The organism is Marmoricola sp. OAE513, assembly GCF_040546585.1.
GTDB lineage: Bacteria > Actinomycetota > Actinomycetes > Propionibacteriales > Nocardioidaceae > Marmoricola.
Genome location: NZ_JBEPOC010000001.1, coordinates 2,653,031 through 2,668,924, shown reverse-complemented (window position 1 = coordinate 2,668,924; position 15,894 = coordinate 2,653,031). Strand labels below are relative to the sequence as shown.

The 15,894-nt window shown below is 69.6% G+C and carries 11 protein-coding genes and 2 pseudogenes; 1 reads left to right on the top strand and 12 read right to left on the bottom strand.

The genetic code is table 11. From position 1 onward, the window contains the following. Window positions 1–52: 52 nt before the first annotated feature. Window positions 53–1,063 carry a hypothetical protein gene (locus ABIE44_RS13445; protein WP_354438073.1) on the bottom strand — a complete coding sequence of 337 codons (1,011 nt, stop codon included), beginning with the start codon at window positions 1,061–1,063 and terminating at the stop codon, window positions 53–55. Between the two features lie 86 nt (window positions 1,064–1,149). Here ABIE44_RS13445 and ABIE44_RS13440 point away from each other — a divergent pair, with 86 nt between their 5' ends. Then, window positions 1,150–1,647 carry a GNAT family N-acetyltransferase gene (locus ABIE44_RS13440; RefSeq protein WP_354438393.1) on the top strand — a complete coding sequence of 166 codons (498 nt, stop codon included), beginning with the start codon at window positions 1,150–1,152 and terminating at the stop codon, window positions 1,645–1,647. Between the two features lie 1,395 nt (window positions 1,648–3,042). On the opposite strand, the pseudogene ABIE44_RS13435 reads toward ABIE44_RS13440, so the two are convergent. The 11 genes and pseudogenes from ABIE44_RS13435 to pstC all read right to left on the bottom strand — a co-directional run. Beyond that, window positions 3,043–3,795: pseudogene (locus ABIE44_RS13435) on the bottom strand (serine/threonine protein kinase); the annotation flags it as partial. A 171-nt stretch (window positions 3,796–3,966) separates the two neighbouring features. Continuing rightward, a complete protein-coding gene (locus ABIE44_RS13430; protein ID WP_209716800.1) occupies window positions 3,967–4,803 on the bottom strand; it encodes a phosphate ABC transporter ATP-binding protein in 837 nt (278 codons plus the stop codon). Window positions 4,804–4,914: 111 nt separating this feature from the next. Next, window positions 4,915–5,535, bottom strand: coding sequence for an Ig-like domain-containing protein (locus ABIE44_RS19635; RefSeq protein WP_502912761.1), 621 nt, complete (start codon window positions 5,533–5,535; stop codon window positions 4,915–4,917). Between the two features lie 632 nt (window positions 5,536–6,167). Beyond that, entirely contained in the window at window positions 6,168–6,803 is a 636-nt protein-coding gene (locus ABIE44_RS13420; protein ID WP_209716806.1) for a hypothetical protein, read from the bottom strand. A 31-nt stretch (window positions 6,804–6,834) separates the two neighbouring features. Further along, the gene (locus ABIE44_RS13415; RefSeq protein ID WP_209716809.1) at window positions 6,835–8,133 is read right to left on the bottom strand and encodes a hypothetical protein; all 1,299 of its coding nucleotides are present in this window, start codon (window positions 8,131–8,133) and stop codon (window positions 6,835–6,837) included. Window positions 8,134–8,360: 227 nt separating this feature from the next. After that, on the bottom strand, window positions 8,361–9,293 hold the full coding sequence (locus ABIE44_RS13410; protein ID WP_209716812.1) for a sortase: 933 nt from the start codon (window positions 9,291–9,293) through the stop codon (window positions 8,361–8,363). Continuing rightward, a complete protein-coding gene (locus tag ABIE44_RS13405) occupies window positions 9,290–12,037 on the bottom strand; it encodes a hypothetical protein (RefSeq protein WP_209716815.1) in 2,748 nt (915 codons plus the stop codon). The genes ABIE44_RS13410 and ABIE44_RS13405 overlap by 4 nt, the downstream gene beginning before the upstream one ends. After that, a complete protein-coding gene (locus ABIE44_RS13400) occupies window positions 12,037–13,170 on the bottom strand; it encodes a substrate-binding domain-containing protein (RefSeq protein ID WP_502912738.1) in 1,134 nt (377 codons plus the stop codon). Before ABIE44_RS13400 ends, ABIE44_RS13405 begins: the two co-directional genes overlap by 1 nt. Window positions 13,171–13,267: 97 nt before the next feature. Further along, window positions 13,268–13,693: pseudogene (locus ABIE44_RS13395) on the bottom strand (substrate-binding domain-containing protein); the annotation flags it as partial. Continuing rightward, the gene (gene pstA, locus ABIE44_RS13390) at window positions 13,690–14,817 is read right to left on the bottom strand and encodes a phosphate ABC transporter permease PstA (protein WP_209716821.1); all 1,128 of its coding nucleotides are present in this window, start codon (window positions 14,815–14,817) and stop codon (window positions 13,690–13,692) included. The gene pstA and the pseudogene ABIE44_RS13395, both read right to left, overlap by 4 nt. Next, the gene (gene pstC / locus ABIE44_RS13385; RefSeq protein ID WP_209716824.1) at window positions 14,814–15,857 is read right to left on the bottom strand and encodes a phosphate ABC transporter permease subunit PstC; all 1,044 of its coding nucleotides are present in this window, start codon (window positions 15,855–15,857) and stop codon (window positions 14,814–14,816) included. Before pstC ends, pstA begins: the two co-directional genes overlap by 4 nt. Window positions 15,858–15,894: the final 37 nt, after the last annotated feature.

The following is a 15,894-nucleotide window of genomic DNA, read 5'->3' as shown; positions in this document are numbered from 1 at the left end:
CCCGCACCCATTTCCTGCCGAAGTGCGGCGACTTCCTGCCTTTGCTGCGCCCTCATCCCGCTGCCGGCTTGAGGTCGACCTCGATCTCCTTGGTCCCCAGCGTCGAGGAGTACGCGACGCCGGTGGTGGAGGTCTTCTCGAACGTCCCGCCGATCACGATCGTGCCGCGCTTGGCCTTCGCCGGGATCTCGAAGCCCAGCAGTGCCTTCTCCGGGGAGGGGTCGAGGTCCTTGGCCGGGAAGGTCCGCCCGTCGCCCAGGACGAACTTGATCTCGCTCGGGTCGAACGCGCTGGCCTGTTGCTGACCGTCGTAGGTGTAGGCGATCGACAACGTGAGGAACGTCCGCGCGGGGTCCGAGGGCGTCTGGTCGTCGAGGAAGAACTGACGTTGGACGTCGCCGACGTTGACGGTGCGGAAGAAGGTGTCGGTCGGCTGTCCGTCGGGGCCGAGCAGCGGGGTGCTGGTCCGCTCGCCGATCCGGAAGCTCTGCCGCACGTCGATCGGCTTGGTCAACCCGCGCTTGCCGAACAAGAGGATGTTGTCCGCGCCGAGCTCACCGTCGAGCAGCGAGACCGACTGGCTGAATTCGTCGGCGTCGACGACCAGGTCGACCTCGTCCGTACCGGGGGGCACCACGACGACGTAGGTGTTCTGGCCGGACTCCAACGACGAGGTCGTCCCGTCGATGGAGACCTGCGGGTCCAGCGTGTCCCAGGACTCGCACGGGGTGTCCTCGCAGGTCCAGTCGGCGACCTTGAACGCGACCATCCGGCTTCCCTCGGGAGGTCGGCGGACGCCGTCCTCGGTCTTCACCCGGTCGACCGGTGAGAGCGCGACGACGGCGAGGCCTGCGCTCCTCGAGCCGAGCGCCAACGGCTTGTCGAGCTTCTTCGGGCTCGCACCGGGCGCGGTGATCAGCTCACCGGTCACGGCCGGGCGGAAGACGGCGGTCGGTGTGCTCGTGCCACCCCCGCCGGCGCCCTTGCCGATCGCGGTGCCGATGACGGCGCCGACGAGAACGGTCCCGAGCAGGACCGCCGCGACCAGTGACCACTGGCGCACGGGGCCCGGTTCCTTGAGGGACGCCAAGAGGTCGTCCATGCGATCGCCCACACCGCAAGTCTGCCGCACCGGTCCCCGGTGGGATCATGGATCCCATGTCTGCCCCCGTGACGATCCGCGACGCCGTCGAGGCCGATCTCGTCTCGGTCGCCGCGATCTACACCCACGAGTCGCTGCACGCCTACTCCACGTTCGAGACCGAGGAGCGACCGCTGGGCGACTGGCAGCACAAGCTCACCACGGGCGACCCGTTCGTGGTCGCCGTGGACGGCGATCGGGTGGTCGGCTTCGCCTACGCGTCGCCCTTCCGTGACCGCCCGGCCTACCACCGGACCCGGGAGACCTCCGTCTACCTGCACACCGACGCCCGACGTTCGGGCACCGGCAGCCTGCTGTACGCCGCCCTGCTCGAACGGCTCCGCGCGGCCGGGTTCCACACGGCGTTGGCCCTGATCGCGATGCCGAACGACGGCAGCGTCGCGCTGCACGTGCGGCACGGGTTCGAGCTCGCCGGGACGATGTCCGAGGTGGGCGACAAGCAGGACCGGATGATCGACGTCGCGATCTACCAGCTGATGCTGTAGGACGCCTAGAACGCCTGCTGAACAGTGATCCGATCTCCAGTCCGCGGTCACCGGGATGTTCGCCGGGTCGTTGCAGCTGACCACCTGGTCCTGCTCGGGCGCGAGCTCGCCCGTGGTGCAGTCGAGGACGACGACCACCTTGGTGAGCTTGTAGAGCTTCAGGGTGAACGACGCGGTGTCGGGGGCCGAGGACACGTTCGTGACCCTCAGTCCGCTGACGGTCCAGAGCGGGCTGGTCCGGCTGATCGTCCAGCCGCCGTCCGCGGTGAACGAACCGACATCGAAGCGGTCGCCCTCGTCGATCTTCGCCGGCGGCGTGATGGTGCTGTCGCCGTAGCTGGAACCACCCGGTCCCTTGACCAGGACGAAGACACCGATGATCACCAGGACCGGGAGCACCAGGAGCAGGCCGCCGGGGATCATCCAGCCGAGGTCGGGGAGCTGCCGCTCGGCCTTGCGTCGGGGCAGGGCGATGGATTCGTCGGTGTTCTCGGGCGCGTCGGTCGGTGGGATCTCTGGCGCGGCCGGAGCGGGGTCGGAGTCGTCCGACGGGGCGTCCAGAAGTGCAGAGATCTGTACGGCGGACGGCTCGGACCTCTCGGGCTCCGCAGCGGCGGCCTTCGCCGCCGCCTTCTCCGCGGCCTTGGCCTGCTTCGCCTCCTTGCGGGCGCGGCGGGAAGGCAGGGTGAGCTTGCGCTCGATCTCGGCGTCGATGCGCGCCTGCAGGTCGGCGTCGAAGTCGGGCTCGGAGGCGGGGGTCTCGACAGGCTCGACCACCGGGGGGAGTTCGGGCGCGGAGGTCTCGGCGGGTTCGGCGGGCTCGCCCACCGCGGGGAGAGCGGTTTCGGCGGTGGCTGCTTCTTCCTTGCGAGCGCGGCGGCGGGCACGGAAGCCGAGGCGCGGCTGAGGTTGAGGGTCCTCGGCGCCGTCCTCATCATCCGCCGCAGGCTCAGGGCCCGCGAGCTCGTCGGCGAAGAGCGGGCGGGCTGCGGGGGTCTCGACAGGCTCGACCACCGGGGACGGCTCGGGCTCCGAGGGCGGCTCGGGCTCGGAAGGTGCCTCGGGCTCTGGGGACGGCACGGAAGTCGACTCAGGCTCGACGGGTGCGGGGGTCTCGACAGGCTCGACCACCGAAGGCAGCTCGACCACCAGGGACGACTCGGAAATCGACTCAGGCTCGACGGGTGCGGGGGTCTCGGCAGGCTCGACCACCGGGGACGGCTCGACCACCGGAGGCGGCTCGACCACCGGAGGCGGCTCGACCACGACCACCGGCTCGGGCTCCGGCTCGGGTTCGACGACCGGGAGCCCGACACCGGGGGTGACCGACGTCGGAGCGGGCGAGAGGGCGGAGAGCGCGGCGGCGAGCTCCTGGGGGTCGGCGTACCGGTCACCGGGGGCCTTGGCGAGGGCCTTGGCGAGGATCGCGTTGAGGCGGACGGTCGGTTCGTCGGTCGGCTCGAGCTGCGGGATCGGGTCGCGCAGGTGCGCCATCGCGACCTGCAGGTCGGTGCCGGCGTACGGCGGCGTGCCGGTGAGCGTGAACCACAGCAGGCAGCCCAGCGAGTACACGTCGCTGCGCAGGTCGGCGCGGACGCCCTCGTGCAGCTCCGGAGCGCGGTAGCCACCGCCCGACATCCCCTGCCCGTCGACGAGGCTCGCGGTGCCGAAGTCGCAGAGGTACGCGTACAGCACGCTGCCGCGCTCGCGCACCAGGACGTTGGTCGGCTTGATATCGCCGTGGACGACCCCGGCGGCGTACGCCTCGCCGAGAGCCTCGCAGAGCTGGGTGACGACGCTGATGGTGGCCTTCGGGCCCAGTGCCCCGTTGGCCGCGACGTGGGCCCCGAAGTCACCCTCGGGGATCAGCTGGACGGCGAGGTAGAGACATCCGTCCTCCTCGCCGCGCTCGAAGATCTGCGTGATGTGCAGCGAGTTGAGCGCGGTGATCGCGTCGGCCCGGTCGGAGTGGAAGCGGGTGCGGAACATCGGCTCGTCGGCGATCACCGGCGAGAACACCTTGAGCGCCACCGAACGGCTCAGCCGCGAGTCCAGCGCCTCGAACACGACCCCGAGCGGACCCCGTCCGAGCACGCCGGTGATGCGGTACGGCCCGAAGGCGTCACCGACTGCCGGGAACTTGGCCATCACTACCTTCTCGACTCGAGTATTTCGAGCATCTGGTCTGTCGCCGGAATATAGCGTCCGCAGGCACTCCGCGGGACCTTGCGGTGCGACGTCCTCGGAGATGACCTCGCGGCCGGCATCCCTCTGACCAGGAGGGACGCCGACCGCGAGGGGTTCGGGAGGGCTGGTCGATCAGCCGAAGCGACCGTGGACGTAGTCCGCGGTGCGCTGGTCCTGCGGGTCCGAGAACATCGTCTCGGTGCTGCCGTGCTCGACGATGACGCCCGGCGCGCCGTTCTCCGCGAGGAAGAACGCGCACTGCTGGGAGACCCGCGCAGCCTGCTGCATGTTGTGCGTGACGATCACGATCGTGACGTCGGCGGAGATCTCGGCGATGGTCTCCTCGACCACCCGGGTCGAGCTCGGGTCGAGCGCCGAGCAGGGCTCGTCCATGAGCAGCACCCGCGGACGGACCGCCAGCGAGCGGGCGATGCAGAGCCGCTGCTGCTGGCCACCCGACAGGGCGCTACCGGGCTGCTTGAGACGGTCGCGGACCTCGTTCCACAGACCCGCGCGGACCAGGCTCTCCTCGACCAGGTCGTCGCGCTCGGAACGCCCCGCCTTGACCCCGGTGAGGTGCAGACCCGCGAGCACGTTGTCGTAGATGGACATCGCCGGGAACGGGTTGGGCTTCTGGAAGACCATCCCGATCGAGCGGCGCGCGTCGGTGACCTTGCGCTCCGGGTCGTAGATGTCGGCACCGTCGAGGCGGACCTCGCCGGCCAGCTGCGCACCCGGAACGAGCTCGTGCATCCGGTTCAGGATCCGCAGGAACGTCGACTTGCCGCAGCCGGACGGGCCGATCAGCGCGGTGACCTGCCCGGCAGGAACGCTGAGGGAGACGCGGTCCAGCACCTTGCGCTGGCCGAACCAGGCCGAGACACGCTCGGCCTCCAGGGAGCCGGATACGGCGAGACCCGAGCGGTCGGGCAGGACGTCAGGTGCTGCGGGCAGTACGGCGGTGGTCATGTCGCCTTCGCTTCCGTGGTCGAGATGGTGCGGGGAGGGTGTGGGCGGCGCCGTGCCGGGAGGTGGCACTCCCGGCACGGCATCCGCTCAATAAATAGTAACTTACTGCACTTACTTCTTGATGGTGATGGTGACGGCCTTGGAGTTGCTCGCCCCGACCAGCGTGCTGCCGGCGTACTTGGCGACCAACGAGTACTTCTTGGCCTTCTTGAACTTCGGCAGGCTGATCGTCAGCTTCCCGTTGCTCGCCGCCGTCAGCGTCACCGTCTTCAGCAGCTTGGAGCCGCTGTAGATCCTGATCACGCCCGTCGGCTTCGCGACGCCGGCTGCCCTCACCGTGACCGTGATCTTGGGGGTCTTGGTCTTCTTCAACGGCGTCTTCACGATCGCCGCCGTCGTCGTCGAGACCGCCTTGGTGACCACGATGTTCTTCGCCGAGGCGCTGCTCGGGGCGACCGATCCGGTGCCGCTGTACTTGACGACCAGGGCACTTGTCCCCGGGTTCAGCTTGCCCCCGGGCACGGTGATCGTCGCCTTGCCGGCACCGTTGGCCGCGAGAGCCTTCGACGCCAGCGTGACGTTGCCGCGCAGCACCGAGACGGTGCCGGTCGGGTTCGGCGTACCAGCGACGGTGACGGTCGCAGTCACGTTGAAGGCTGCACCGTACTTCGCCGACGACGGGACGACCGAGGTCGTCGACGAGTTCGTCAGGTTGACGGGCGAGGTGGTCACGGTCCAGGTGCTGCCGGTGACCTTGACATACGCCGAGGCGTACCTCGTCCCGACGCCCTTCGCGTTGCCGGTGCGCAGCCGGATCTCGTAGACGCCCGCGAAACCGGTCGCGTTCGAGGTGTTGGGGTACGCCTCGATGTAGTCCGCGAGCGACTCGCTGCCACTGGTGCCCTTGACGACCGGGTCGTTGCCCACGACGCCGGGGGCGCCGGCCACCGGGTAGCTGTTGGCCGCGGTCAGCTGGGCGCCGCTCCACGCGCCCTGAACGAGGCTCGGGTTCGCGGTGTAGGCGAACAGCGACGCGGCGGTGTCACCGGATCGCAGCTCACCGTCGGCGTGGGCGAAGGCCACGAAGGGCTTCGCCGTCGTCGACCCTGTGGTGATTTCGGTACCGCCCGCGTTGTAGAACTTCAACGGGACAGCGGTCTTGTCGGGGTTTGCGGTGACCGTGGTCTCGTCCGCGCTGTACCAGGCGAGCGTGGTCGGGTCACCCGTGAAGCCGGCGGCGACGGACGCCCCGGCTGCAGCGGTGGACGCGAACAGGGCGAGCCCTGCCACCAGCGCCCACGGCTTGCGAAGTCGTGTGTTCACGATGTTCCTCTCGAGTCTTCTGTGGTGGATCGCCGTGGCGATCAGGGAGTGACGTTCTTGGCTGCGGTCCGTGCCGTGCTACGACAGTCCCCGCCACCGCCGGTGACGAGCTTCCAGTGGTCGCCGTCGATGCGGATGTCTGCTGCGTTGTAGTCGGTCGGCGCCTGCGACCCGGGGGCGGCGACGAGCAGCCGGAGCTGCACGTAGCCGTCCCAGGTCGCCGGGTACCCGGCCGTGAAGTCCGCCAGCGTGGTGGAGCGGGAGCTGATCACGGCGAACGGGTGCTTGACGTCGACGAGCGGGGTCGCCTTCGTCAGCAGCCCGCCGCTGAACTCCTCGGGGGAGACGCCCTCGCGGGGCTGGTACGCGAACAACGTCGCGTTCCCGCCCTCACCGAACTGGGCGTCGACTCCCGAGGAGCCGACGGCCAGATCGGCGAACGGTGCGTCCTTCACCGACCCCTCGACGACTTCCTTGCCCTGGGCGTCGCAGAACGTCAGGGTGCCGGTCGCCGCGGGGTCCGTGTACGGGGCCTCGTCGTCGCGCGTCACGAACCAGCCGATCACGAGCCCCGCGAGCACACCCGCCACCGCGATCGCGATCCAGACCTTGGTCCGGGCCGCGGGCGCGGTCGCGACGGCCTGGTCAGGGCCGGCGCTCTCGGTGTGTGTACTCACGGGACTTCTCTCTGCTGGAGGTGGTGTCGGCTCAGCCGCGGTCCACGTAGTTGGGCTCGATGCCCGCGGCCTCGAGGAGCGCCTCGCCGGCTTCGGTCTTGACGAACGGCTCCGGACCGTCGGGGTTGTAGAAGAGCGCCTGGACCCAGTTCAGCGTGCTGCCCGGCTGCCACGGCGTGTTCGACTGGTAGTCGGAGTCGCGGAAGATGGCGTTGTACGGGAAGTCCACGACGAACGGCGACGCGCCACCGGTCTGGTTGGTGCCGTTCTCGTTGAGCAGCTTCAGCCCGGCGATGCTCAGCGCGGTGCGGGTACCGGTCGAGTTGTAGGTGTTCGCGCCGGCGCTCCCGTCGACCGCGTTGATGTAGTAGCCGTTCTGCAGCAGGCGGAAACGGCCCCGCGGGAACGGGACGATGGTGTTGTCCTTGGCCGCCTGCGTCGGCAGCGCGGTGATCACCGTCGGGTCGTTCTGCTGCACCTGGCGGCGGTTCGGGTTGGTGATGTAGCCCGCGATGAACGCGTCCTTCTCGGCCGTGGTGCCGAATGCCTGACCCCAGTACGCCGCCAGCGGACGCAGGAACACGTCCCGCATGCCGGCCGAGGAGGGCAGCGTCAGCGGCAGGATCGTGTCGGTCGAGGTCCCGCCGATGTCCTGCCAGGTCAGCGCCGGCGTGGTGCCGTCGTCCTTCTTGCCGCGGTAGATCCAGGCCACCTGCTGCACCGTCAGCGAGCTCGGCGCGTTGGTGGTCGTCGAGGTCAGGATCAGGTCCTTGTCGATGCCGATCTGGACCGTGTGGATCGCACCGACTCCGGCGGCGTTGGTGGCGTCCGACTTCTGCTGGGCGGTCGGCAGGTTGGGGCTGCGGGCGACGTCGATCCAGTCGTTCGCGCCGTCGCGCAGCAGCGCGGTGATGCCGCCGTTGCCGCCCGAGGGACGGATCTCGTTGGGCGCACCGGCGGCCAGCGTGCTGGCCGGGTTGAGCACCTTGATGTCGTCGAGCTTCACGTACTTCTCGTTGCCCGGGTTGCCGTCGAGGTCGGCGGTGTAGCTCGTGGCCGCGGACGGGTCCGTGTACGCCGTACGCCCCTGCGCGTCACCCGAGGAGTCGAAGTTCACGAAGCGCCACTTGTTGCCCGCGGTGTTGTAGCCCGGGAGCGGGCCGTAGCCGTCGGCCAGGAAGTTGAAGGCGTTCTGCTGGATGTCGGAACCGACGGTGACGACGTCCTTGGGCTGCGGCGCCAGGTCGGCCTCGGCCGGGGCCGCGGCAAGGGTGCCGGCGACGCCGAGCCCAATGGCCAGGAGGCCGAGGGCAGTCCTCTTTTTCTGCATGGGATGACCTTTCTTAATGAACTCAGTCGAGTTAACGGGCGCGACGAGCCGCGTCCGTGGAGCTGGGTGATGGGCGAAACGGGGATCCGAGAGGTCAAGCGGGATCGAGGGCGAGCTTCAGCGACAACATCGCTGGGACGCCGGGGTTCGCATGCAGGTCATCCTAGGGCTCGCCTCCGCTTTCTGCAGTAAGTCTTCTATTTCAATACACAATGTCTGGACCGGTGTCAGATCATCGCCGGGAGCATCCGTGAGACCAGGGACGAGACCAGCCACAGCACCGCCAGCACCGTCGGGAGCCCGGTCACCCAGGCACCGATCCGTGACCAGCGGAACCAGGCCCAGACCGCGCCGGCCAGGACCAGGACCAGGAGCTGGACCGCGAGCGCGAGCACCGCCAGCTGACCCGCGCTCGCGTGGGCCTTCATGCCGATCCCCTGCGGGTCGCGGCCGGTGACCCGGCCTGCGACCACGGGGGTGCCGAGGAGCTTGGCGTCCACGTAGTAGGTCTCCGAGCGACGAAGGCCGGAGAACCACCCCTCCCCCGCCGAGGTGACCAGGGTGAGTCGGGCCTCGTCGGCCGAGGACAGGGCCGGCACACGGTCACCCTCGCGCCGACTGGCGAACACCTCGAACGTGAACTCGCCCTGGCCCGTGGTCACCCGGATCGTGTCGCCCTTGCGGAGATCGGTCAGTCGCCCGAACGGCGCGCCGTAGGTCAGCGAGCGTCCGGTGACGTAGCTCCACCCGGCCTGCCCCGGAAGGACGCTCCCGGGCATGTGCCCGGGGCCCTGCTTGAGCTGCTCGCTGCGCCCGCCCTCGACGACCACCAGGTTCTCGAGGTCGATGCTGGGCACACTCACCAGCGCGACCGGGGCACCGGCAGCGATGGGCGCGCCGACGGGTGCGGTGCCCTCGGCCAGCTGGGAACGCAGCTCGCCGTACAGGCGGTCCTGGTCGTGCGAGGTCTCGAAACCGCTGAGCACCAGCAGGTAGACCAGCAGCCACGCGATCAGGGCTGCGAGCGCGAGCAGCAGCTGGGAGACCAGGGACGGCAGCGCCTCGCGCCTCCCGGGTCCGGTGCTGCGCGCCGCGGACGGCGGCGAGGCGTCGATCGTCCCGGTGTGCACCGTGGTCGCAGAACCGGTCAGCGTGCTCATCGGCGCAGCCCTCCCACGACAGCGCGCGCCTGGGCGATCAGCTCGGTGCGACGCGGCAGCACCTGGAGTCCCAGCCCGCCGATCAGGGCGGCGACCAGCAGGGCGAGCGCGAGCAGGAAGCCCAGGTTGCCCAGCGGCGAGTAGTCCCGCTTGGTGCGGACCAGCTGGACCGGTTCGGTGACCGGAGCGGCGACCGGGCCGGTCTCGGGTGCACCCGGAGTGGCCTGGTCAGCCGCCACGGGCACGTTGCTCACGCCGCTCCCGGTACTGCCGCCGGGGTTCGGCGTGCTGCTCGGGGCGGTCTCGGGCGTCTTCTCGGCCTTCGTGCTGCAGGTGCCCGCCGGACCGGTCTGCCCGGGCAGCTGGCCGGTCTGCGCCTTCACCAGGCGTGAGGCACGGACCGTGTAGGCGCGGAGCTCGCCCAGCCCGTTGGCTGCGGTGATCGGCAGGTACCCCGCCGGCAACTGCCCGTTCGACGCACCCGAGGTCTGCCCGGACGTGGCCGCGTAGCAGAGCAGCCGCGAGAGCTTGCCCGCCTGCTCGGCGTCCACCCCCTGGGTCGGGACGTCGGCGAAGACCGGGACCAGACCGGGGTAGGCCCGGGTGGAGCCGGACGCCTTCAGGGCCGCGTAGTCGAAGGACCAGGAACCGGCGTCGTCCGGCTGGAGGAACTTCGCGGCCGCGGTCAGGCCGGCCACGTCGGGAGCCACGAAGCTGCCGCCGGGCACCTTCAGCGCGGCCGTCCGCAGGTTGTAGCGCCGGGCAGCCGAGATCGTCGAGAGTCCCAGCACCATCCGGGACCCGACCAGCTGGCGGCCGAACTTCTTCAGGCCGAGCTTGGTCACGTCACCCCGGTCCGCCGCCTCGCAGGCGAAGTTCACCGCGGACAGGGCGTACTGGATGTTGAACGCGATCGAGGCGAGGTTGGTCGTCGGGTTGGAGACGAGTCCCAGAACCGGCGAGGGGTTCTTGGAGTAGCAGAAGTTGCGGTCGCTGTTGCGGAAGGACTCCGGTGCGATCCAGGTGTCCAGCTGCGGCCACGCCTCGGTCGGCAGCTCGATGTCCTTGTACGCCGGGTTCACCTTCATGCCCCAGGGGTCCGGCGTGCCGTTCAGCCAGGCACGGGCCTCCGGGTCGGCGTCCAAGTACCGGGTCACCGACCACATCAGGTCCGAGTCCGTCCCGAGGAACTGGATGGTGCCGGCGGTCGCGTTCGCCGAGTCGGTCTTCACGCCCGGGTTCAGCTCCTTGAACTCCGGGTCGACGGTGATGTTCATCGGGTTGCCCGCGAGGGCGGCGTAGTCGGTGCCGACGACGTCCAGCGCCGGGTAGGACTGGCTGAGCAGCTTGGCGAGAAGACGTCCGTTCAGCTTGAGCGACTCCTTCGGCTCCTTGTCGCTGCCGTCGACGTTGAAGACGACCGCGAACCCACCCACGGCCAGCGGCGCCTGGACCGTCGGCCTGGCCGGCGCCTCGAGGGACTGCGACCCCAGCGCCGCGGAGATGTTGCCGATCTGGAGGAGGTTGCGCGAGGCCACCTCGGAGGACTGGACATGCACGAACGGGAACAGCCCGCGGTCGGTGCAGAACTTGGGCTGCCAGGACGCGGTGAGCTCGTTGAGGATCACCGAGCCGTAGACCGGCTCGGGCTTGTCCCCACCGACGACCTTGCAGATCGAGTCCGAGGCCGCGAACTTCAGCGGGACGGTGAACCGGTTGCGCCAGTTCGACGCCGACCACCACAAGGTGCCCGCCGTCGCCAGGTTCGTGACCTTCGCGTCCGAGTGGTCCGTGCCGGGTGCGTAGGCGTCGTCGCGGTCGCAGAACTCAGCAGCCTCGACCGCCTCGGTCTCGTTCGGACGCGCAGCAGCGGGGAGCCTGGTCCCGGACGCATCGCAGCTGATGCCGACGACCGGGACCGCCACAAGGGAGCAGTCCACCGTGTCGGTACAACCGAGGGAGGCGTTCTCGCTGGAGGTCCAGACGGGGAAGCTCGCGCTGCCGTTGCCCTGGGCGTCGGTGATCCCGTACGTCGTGTTGCTGGGCAGGCCGCCGGTGCCGACCTCGTCGGACTCCGGCGCCATCCCGACGCATCCGCCGAGCGGGGTGGGCCCGCCCTGGTAGACCGTGCCCGACTTCGCGATGAACGGCACCCAGCGCTCGGCCGGCGCGACCCGTCCGCAGGCGTCCGGACGCGGGTCCGGCGCGAGCACGTGGCGTTCACGCTCGGCCGGCGTGGCGTAGGCGTCCGAGCGCCACGCCGGCCACCGGGTCGCGGTGTCCCTGCGGAAACGCTCCTGAGCGGTCTGGGTCCAGCAGGTCTCGGGACGGACCTTGGTCTGCCCCTTGCCGGGGTTCTCGACGCCGCGGCACTGGAGCAGCACGAAGGGGTACTCCATGTCGACGCCCGCGCCCGAGTGCACGTCGTCGACGAGGCCGCCGGTCGGGTGTGCTCCGCTCCACCTGACCGCCACCTCCTGGCGGCCACGCAGGTTGGTCGTCTGGGAGACCGTGACCTTGATGTCGTAGTCGGCAACCGTGGTGGAGGTGCCGTCCGCGCTGATCTCGGTGCGCTCGATCTTCTTGGTCTTGCTGTACGCCACCCCGGTGGCGGCGTCAGCGGGGACGTCGACGACCGGGGCGAAGACGATGCCGGTCAGCGCGAGGAGCGCCGCGGCGACCAGCAGCGCGACCCGGGCCTGGCTGCCCCGGGACAACGACCGGACGTAGACGATCGGCGACATCACGCGCCGCCTCGACGCCGGATTGCCCGGGTCACCGCGACGGGCGTCACGACGGCTCCCGCGAAGAGGCCGATCACCACCGCCGTCAGGACCCCCGAGGCCCCGTCGGAGCCGCCCGCGTCCAGGGTGGTCGGCACGATCACCGCGTCGGCCTGAGCCGCACCCTGGGCAGAAGCAGGGACCAGCTCACCGGTGACGGGGTCGGTGACCAGGCCGCCGGCGGTCGGCGTACCCCCGGCCCCGTTCGGTCCCGCGGCTCCCGAGGCGCCGTTCCCGGTGCTGCCGGTCCCGGCCCCGCTGCCGCTGCCGCCCTGCTTCGCGCCACCGGTCGACCCCGGGTTCGCGTTGCTCGACCCGACACCCTCCGCGCACGGTTCGGCGCCGATCTTGTCGCAGGCGGGGGGCTGCGGGGCGATCTGGGCGAGGTGGTTCACGTTGGGCTTGCCGGCGATGAACGTCGGGTTGTTGCAGGTGCTCACGTCACGCTTGGTGAGGTCCACCTTGGAGTCGGCCTTCTTGATCTTCGCGATCTGCTCGAACCCGGCCTTGACCAGGTTGATCGGCAGCGGCGAGTAACCCACCGGGCCGATCTCGGACTGCCCCTGGCAGATCGAGTAGTACAGGAAGTCGGCCAGGGTCTGCCGCTTCGGCGTCGAGCTGAGCCGCTGGTCATTGGCGGCCGTCGGGATGATCGCGTACACGTAGGACGACAGGGCGTAGGTGCGCTTGTCCGGGTTCACGTAGACCCGGTCGAGCTTCTGCGTCAGGTAGTTGGGGTCCTTCGGGTTGTTGTTGATCTGCGCTGCGGTGAGCGCGACCGCGACGTTGTACTGGGTGGGCAGCGTGTAGTAGCCGGCCTTGTTGAGCAGCTTGGCCACCGGGAAGTTGGCCATCAGCGGGTAGGAGTACTCCTCCATCGCGATCGCACCGACCGCGTTCGACGACTTCACGTAGTTCATGACGCCGTCGGATCCGCTCTGCGCCTTCTGCGGCCCGTGGTCCTCCCCGCAGTTGGTGGGGAAGTAGTCGGTCGGGGCGGCCTTGCCGTTGCAGGCCTTCCAGATCGACGGGTACTCCTTGGCCAGCCAGGTCGTGAACTGGTTCGTGACACCGGCGCCGTCGGCCCGGACCACCGGGATGATCGGGGATGGAGGGCAGCTTGCGACCGTTGTTGTCCTTCGAGATCTGCGGGTCGTTCCAGTTGGTGATCTTGTTGGTGAAGATCTTCGCCACCGTCTCGCCGGACAGTCGCAGGTTGCGGACAGCCTTGCCGCCGACCTTGACGTTGTAGGGGAACGAGGTGCCGCCGGCGACGACGGGAAGGTAGGCGAACGAGCGGCCACCGGAATTGTCCGGCGCCCCGGTGGTCGGGTCCTGCCCGCGGTACGGCGAGTCGGTGACACCGAAGTCGGTGGACCGGTTGGCGTAGTCCTTGCGGCCCTGGGCAGCGCCGTTCGCGGTGTACACGATCTGCAGGCCCTGGTTCTCGACGTCGGCGACCCACTGGTTGATCGCGTTGGCCGCCCAGCTGGAGCCGGATCCCTGGATGAGCGCGTGGGCGTTGGCCGCGTAGGCGCCGCTGGGGCCGACGAGGACGGCGAGCACGCCTGACAGCGCGATCGCAGCGAGCTGGAGGAACCTCCGCGAGTGGTTCATCGGGCTTTTCCTTCCGGAGACTTTCGGGTCCTGACGACGAAGCGGGCCAGGACGAACAGGGACAGCACGACGACCAGCAGCACGGTGGCGGCGGCGTACGCGCGCACCTCGGCGTTCGGGTTTCCCGAGACGACCGAGGCGTAGACGAAGAGGGGCAGCGAGTTCATCGGGTTGTGGAAGGGGTCGGCGTTGAGGAACGTCGAGGCGCCCGAGGTCAGCAGCACCGGCGAGGTCTCCCCCACCGCTCGGGCGACGCCGAGGATCAGCGCCGTGGCCAGGCCGGGGCGAGCGGTGGGCAGCACTACCTTCCAGACCGTCTGCCACTTGGTGGCGCCGAGCGCGTACGACGCCTCGCGCAGCCCGCCGGGGACGACCCGGAGCACGACGTCACTGGCGCGGGCCATGATCGGCAGGGCCATCACGGCCAGGGCAAGTGCCGCCGCGAAGCCGCTGCTCGGGACGCCCAGCTTGACGATGGCGACGGTGTAGATGAACAGGCCCGCGACGATCGAGGGCAGCGCGGTCATCGCCTCGACGACGGCGCGCACCAGCCGGGCACCGCGACCGCCGACCTCCGACATGTAGATCGCGGTGAGCAGCCCGAGCGGCATCGCGATGGCGACGGCGATGCCGACCTCGATCACCGTGCCGAGGATCGCGTGCGCGATCCCGCCCTGGTCGAAGTCGGACGAGGGCCGGATGCCGGCCATGTCGTCGACGTAGAAGTTCGGGTGCACCAGTGCCGGCATACCCTTGGCCACGATCACCACGACCGTGCTGAGCAGCGCGGCACCGATCAGGACGGGAGCACCGATGACGGCGGTGGTCACCACCCGGTCCACGACGACGTGGCGCGGCTGGGTCAGCGCGCTCAGGCCGGCGTAGAACACCACGAAGGCCAGGTACCAGCAGACGACGAAACCGATCTTCCCGTCGAACGGCAGCAGCTTGGTGTAGAGCAACCAGAGGGTGGCCAGGGACCCGATCGCCGCGGCGACCACGGTGAGCTGGTCGTCCCGGGTGCGCGAGCGCGGCCGCAGGACCTTTTCCTCCGGCGGCTGCGGGACCTCTGCGCGGCGTCGGCCCGGAACGTTCTCGACGGGTCGCTCCTGCAACGTCGTCATATCTCGGTCACCTCGTTGCCGCGTGCCCGGGCGACGACGAGCGCAGCGCCGGTGTTGACCACCAGCGTCATGCAGAAGAGCACGAAGCCGGCCGTCAGCAGGGCGGAGAGCTGCGACGGCGAGGCCTCCTTGAAGCCGCTGGCGATCAGCGCGGAGATCGTCGAGGTGCCGGCCTCGAGCACGTACGGCTTGAGCTCGAAGGTCTGCGAGATGATCAGCACGACCGAGATGGTCTCGCCGAGCGCGCGGCCCAGCGCGAGCATGCTGCCCCCGACGATGCCGCTCTTGCCGAACGGCAGCACCACCGTGCGGACCATGGCCCACCGGGTCGCGCCGAGCGCGATCGCCGCCTCCTTCTCACCGGCCGGAGCCTCGGAGAAGACCTCTCGCATCACCGACGTCGCCATCGGGAAGATCATCATCGCCACCGCGATCGAGGCCATCGCGGCCGAGCCGGCGTACGACGGGTAGCCGGGCGCCTGGCTCCAGATCGGGTAGTCGGTGTCGGTGCGCACGTGGAAGAGCGGGATCCACCCGAAGGTCTTGCTCAACCAGTGCGCGACGTGCGTCGCGTGCGGCTGCACGAAGACCAGCACCCAGAGACCGAACACGATGCCCGGGACCGCGGCCATCAGGTCGGTGAGCCGGATCAGGGTCGGGCGCATCCAGCCCGGAGCCCAGTCGGTGATGAAGAGCGCGCTGAGCAGCGCGAGCGGGACCGCCAGCAGGAGCGCCAGCACGGCGACCTGGATCGTGCCGAGGACGACCGCGGCGATGCCGACGATGTCCTGGCTGGGCAGCCACCGGTACTCGGTGAAGTAGGAGAGGCCGTAGTGGTTCAGCGTCGGACCGGCCTGGACGCCGAGGAAGATGCCGATCGAGGACACGATGATCAGCACCAGGATGCCGATGCTGCGGACACCGTGGACGAAGAGCTTGTCCTCGAGCGTCAGCGGGGACGTGATCTGGCGCGGGCTGTCGTCGCCGTACGTGTCGGTGAGCAGGTCCCCCGCACCGTGGTCAGGAGTCGCGTCAGACATGGACGGTCCTTTCCATGGTCGACCTGCACCACCCGGT

Bases quoted from the DNA above. Each gene is read 5' to 3' on its own strand.
- pstA (WP_209716821.1), bottom strand. From the start codon at position 14,817: ATGACGACGTTGCAGGAGCGACCCGTCGAGAACGTTCCGGGCCGACGC.
- ABIE44_RS13440 (WP_354438393.1), top strand. From the start codon at position 1,150: ATGGATCCCATGTCTGCCCCCGTGACGATCCGCGACGCCGTCGAGGCC.
- ABIE44_RS13430 (WP_209716800.1), bottom strand. From the start codon at position 4,803: ATGACCACCGCCGTACTGCCCGCAGCACCTGACGTCCTGCCCGACCGC.
- ABIE44_RS13410 (WP_209716812.1), bottom strand. From the start codon at position 9,293: ATGAGCACGCTGACCGGTTCTGCGACCACGGTGCACACCGGGACGATC.
- ABIE44_RS13405 (WP_209716815.1), bottom strand. From the start codon at position 12,037: ATGTCGCCGATCGTCTACGTCCGGTCGTTGTCCCGGGGCAGCCAGGCC.
- ABIE44_RS13415 (WP_209716809.1), bottom strand. From the start codon at position 8,133: ATGCAGAAAAAGAGGACTGCCCTCGGCCTCCTGGCCATTGGGCTCGGC.
- pstC (WP_209716824.1), bottom strand. From the start codon at position 15,857: ATGTCTGACGCGACTCCTGACCACGGTGCGGGGGACCTGCTCACCGAC.